Annotated in this window: 3 protein-coding genes; 2 read left to right on the top strand and 1 reads right to left on the bottom strand. The window is 71.2% G+C overall.

Going from position 1 to position 3292, the window contains the following annotated elements:
• Both VNJ47_03585 and VNJ47_03590 read left to right on the top strand, forming a co-directional pair.
• Positions 1 to 615: aminotransferase class III-fold pyridoxal phosphate-dependent enzyme (locus tag VNJ47_03585; GenBank protein HXG27913.1), on the top strand; the 615-nt coding region annotated here is incomplete at its 5' end.
• Positions 616 to 2661: a VTT domain-containing protein gene (locus VNJ47_03590; protein HXG27914.1), complete on the top strand. Its 2046-nt coding sequence runs from the start codon at positions 616 to 618 to the stop codon at positions 2659 to 2661.
• Between the two features lie 11 nt (positions 2662 to 2672).
• On the opposite strand, the gene VNJ47_03595 is transcribed toward VNJ47_03590, so the two are convergent.
• Positions 2673 to 3269 (bottom strand): flavin prenyltransferase UbiX, encoded by a 597-nt coding sequence (locus VNJ47_03595; GenBank protein ID HXG27915.1) that lies wholly within the window; start codon positions 3267 to 3269, stop codon positions 2673 to 2675.
• Positions 3270 to 3292: the final 23 nt, after the last annotated feature.

Raw genomic sequence — 3292 nt, forward strand, 5'->3', positions numbered from 1 at the left:
ACCGCGCACGGCGCGCTGCTCATCTTCGACGAGGTGATGACCGGATTTCGCGTCGCCCTCGGCGGCGCGCAGGCGCGCTTCGGCATCCGGCCCGACCTCACCACGCTCGGCAAGGTGATCGGCGGCGGCCTGCCGGTCGGCGCCTTCGGCGGCCGCCGCGACATCATGGAAAGGCTCGCGCCGCTCGGGCCCGTGTACCAGGCCGGCACCCTGTCCGGCAATCCGCTGGCGATGGCCGCGGGCCTGAAAACCCTGGAGCTGATCAGTGCGCCCGGCTTCTTCGAGGCGCTGGAACAGAAAACCCTCGAACTGACCAAGGGCCTGCGCGTGGAAGCGGCGCGCGCCGGCATCCCCTTCACCACCCAGCAGGTCGGCGGCATGTTCGGACTGTTCTTCACCGACGCACCCGCCGTGCAAACCTATGCCGGGGTGATGGCCTGCGATGTGACGCGCTTCCGCGCCTTTTTCCACGGCATGCTCGCGCGCGGCGTGTATCTTGCGCCGTCCGCCTACGAGGCCGGCTTCGTGTCGGCGGCGCACACGCCGTCCGACCTCAGCCAGACCGTCGCCGCCGCGGCGGCGGTGTTCCGCCAGCTCGCAGTAGGCGGCGCCTGAGTGGACGCCGTCTGGGTCCAGCACCTGCTGCAGTGGGCGCAGGCCAACCCGGTCTGGGCCTATGCGCTGGTGTTCGCCTTTGCCTTCAGCGAGTCGATCTTCATGCTCGGCCTCGTGGTGCCGGGTGCCATCCTGCTGTTCGGTGTCGGCGCCATGATCCCGGCCGGCGCCATCCAGCTTGCGCCGACGCTGTTCTGGGCCACGCTCGGTGCCGTGCTGGGCGACTGCCTCAGCTACTGGCTGGGGCGCCACTTTCGCGAGCGGTTGTACCGTATGTGGCCGCTGAGCCGTTATCCCGGCGTGGCGCGCCGCGGCCAGGCCTATTTCGCGCGGCATGGCGGCAAGAGCGTGCTGCTGGGTCGCTTCGTGGGCGCGGTGCGGCCGATCATCCCCACGATTGCCGGCGTGGCCGGCATGCGCCCGTTGCACTTCGTGCTGGTGGATGTGCTTTCCGCCGTCGCCTGGGCGCCCTGCTACATCCTGCCGGGCGCGCTGGTCGGCGCATCGCTGGGCCTGGTCGCCGAGGTCGCACTCCGCCTGGTCGTGGTCGTGCTGGCGACGGGCCTGCTGTTGTGGCTGGTGCTCTGGCTGACACGGCTGGTCCTGGCCTGGCTGCCCGCGCACGCCGAAGAACTGGTGCACGGGCTGCTCGACTGGAGTCGGCGCCACCGTCTGCTCGGTCGTCTGGGCCGCGGGCTGGCCGATCCCGATTACCCGGAAACCCCAGCGCTGGCCATGCTGGCGCTGCTGCTGCTGGCCAGCGGCTGGCTGGTGCTGTACCTGCTGTGGGGCCTGGGTGCGCCGCGCTATCCGGTGCCGACCGACGCGATGGTCTACCAGCTGTTTCAGGACCTGCGCACGCCGGGCATGGACCGCGTGGCCATGGCACTGGCCCAGCTCGGCGACTGGGAGGTGTACCTGCCGCTGTCCCTGACGGTTCTGGTGGCGTTGCTGGTCACCGAACGCCGCCGCGCGGCGGCGCACTGGCTCGGCGGCCTGAGCTTCGGCGCGCTGCTGGCGGCGGCGCTGAGCGGGTTGCTGGCGGTGCCGCAACCGATCGAGTACTACCGCAACGAGGTCCATGGCGGATTCGCCGGGGGGCATAGCGTGTTCGCGGCCGTGGTCTACGGCTTCCTGCCGGTGCTGCTCAGCTCGCGCCTGCGCGTGGACAAGCGCTGGCGCTATTACGTGCCCTTCCTGTCGCTGGTGGTGCTGATCGCGCTGGCGCGCCTGTACCTCGGCGCGCAGTGGCTCAGCGACACGCTGATCGGGCTGATGCTGGGCCTGACCTGGGTGGCGCTGCTGACGCTCGGCTACCGCCGCCACCGCCCGCAGCTGGTGCCGGACCGCTCGCTGGTGGTGGTGGCGCTGGCCGCCATCGCCGCCGGCGCGGCCTACCAGTGGGGCACGCGACATGGCCCGGATCTCGAGCACTACGCGCAGCGCATGCCACAGGGCACGATGACCACGGCCGAGTGGCAGGCCGAGGGCCATGCGCGCCTGCCGGGCTACCGCATCGACCTGCGCGGACGCCGTGGCGATCCGCTCAACCTGCAGTGGGCCGGCCGGCTGACCGACATCGAGGCGCAGCTGATCGCGCTCGGCTGGCAACCGACCCCGGAATTCTCGGCACTCGGCAGCCTGCGCTGGCTCAGCGAGCAGCCGGCCATCGCCCAACTGCCCGTGCTGCCGCAGGTGCACGACGGCCAGCACCAGGCGCTGATGCTGCGCTACCCCGAGGATAGCGACCGCCAGTGGGTGTTGCGCCTGTGGCCTTCGGCCTGGCGTCTGTCCGGCGTCGGCGGCGAATCGCGGCCGCTGTGGGTAGGCAATGTCAGCCTGCAGCGCGTGCAAACCCTGTTCAATCTCGCCAGCGCGCCGCTCACCGAGCGCGACTTCGACGCGCCGCTGGCGCTGCTGGAATCGCAGCTGGCGGGCCGCACGCCCCTGGTCGTGCGCCAAGCGCAGGACTATCGACCGGATGCGGTCACGCGCTGGGATGGCCGCGTGCTGCTGCTGGACACGCCGACGGCTAGCGCAGACTGAGGGCGGCCAGCCTAGTCGCTCTGGCCCCAGGGCTTGAGCAGCGTCTGCGGCAGGTCCAACTGGTCGAGCACGCGCGCGACCATGAAGTCCACGAGGTCGTCGAGCGTTTTCGGCGCGTGATAGAAACCCGGCGCGGCCGGCATCACCACCGCCCCCATCTCGGCCAGGGTCAACATATGGCGCAGATGCACCGCCGACAGCGGCGTCTCGCGCACGACCAGGATTAGCTTGCGCTGCTCCTTGAGCATCACGTCCGCCGCGCGCTCGATCAGGTTGTCGCTGGCGCCGACCGCCACCGCCGACAGGCAGCCGGTGGTGCAGGGACAGATCACCATCGCGCGCACCCGCGCCGAGCCGCTGGCCACCGGGGCGGTCCATTCCTGCTCGCCGAACACGCTGAGTTGGCCGTCGGCGGCGCCGTAGCGCGCGCCCAGCTCGCGCTGCACATCGGCCGGGCGCCTCGGCAGGGTCAGGCCACATTCCATCGCGAGCACGATGCGCGCCGCCTCGGACAGCATCAGATACACCGGAACCTGCGCGCGCAGCAGGCATTCGAGCAGACGCAGCCCGTACTGGCCGCCGGAGGCGCCGGTCAGGGCCAGGGCGATGGGGCGCGGGGCGGCGGGGGCGG

The sequence above is a fragment of the Nevskiales bacterium genome, from assembly GCA_035574475.1.
Taxonomy (GTDB): Bacteria; Pseudomonadota; Gammaproteobacteria; order Nevskiales; family DATLYR01; genus DATLYR01.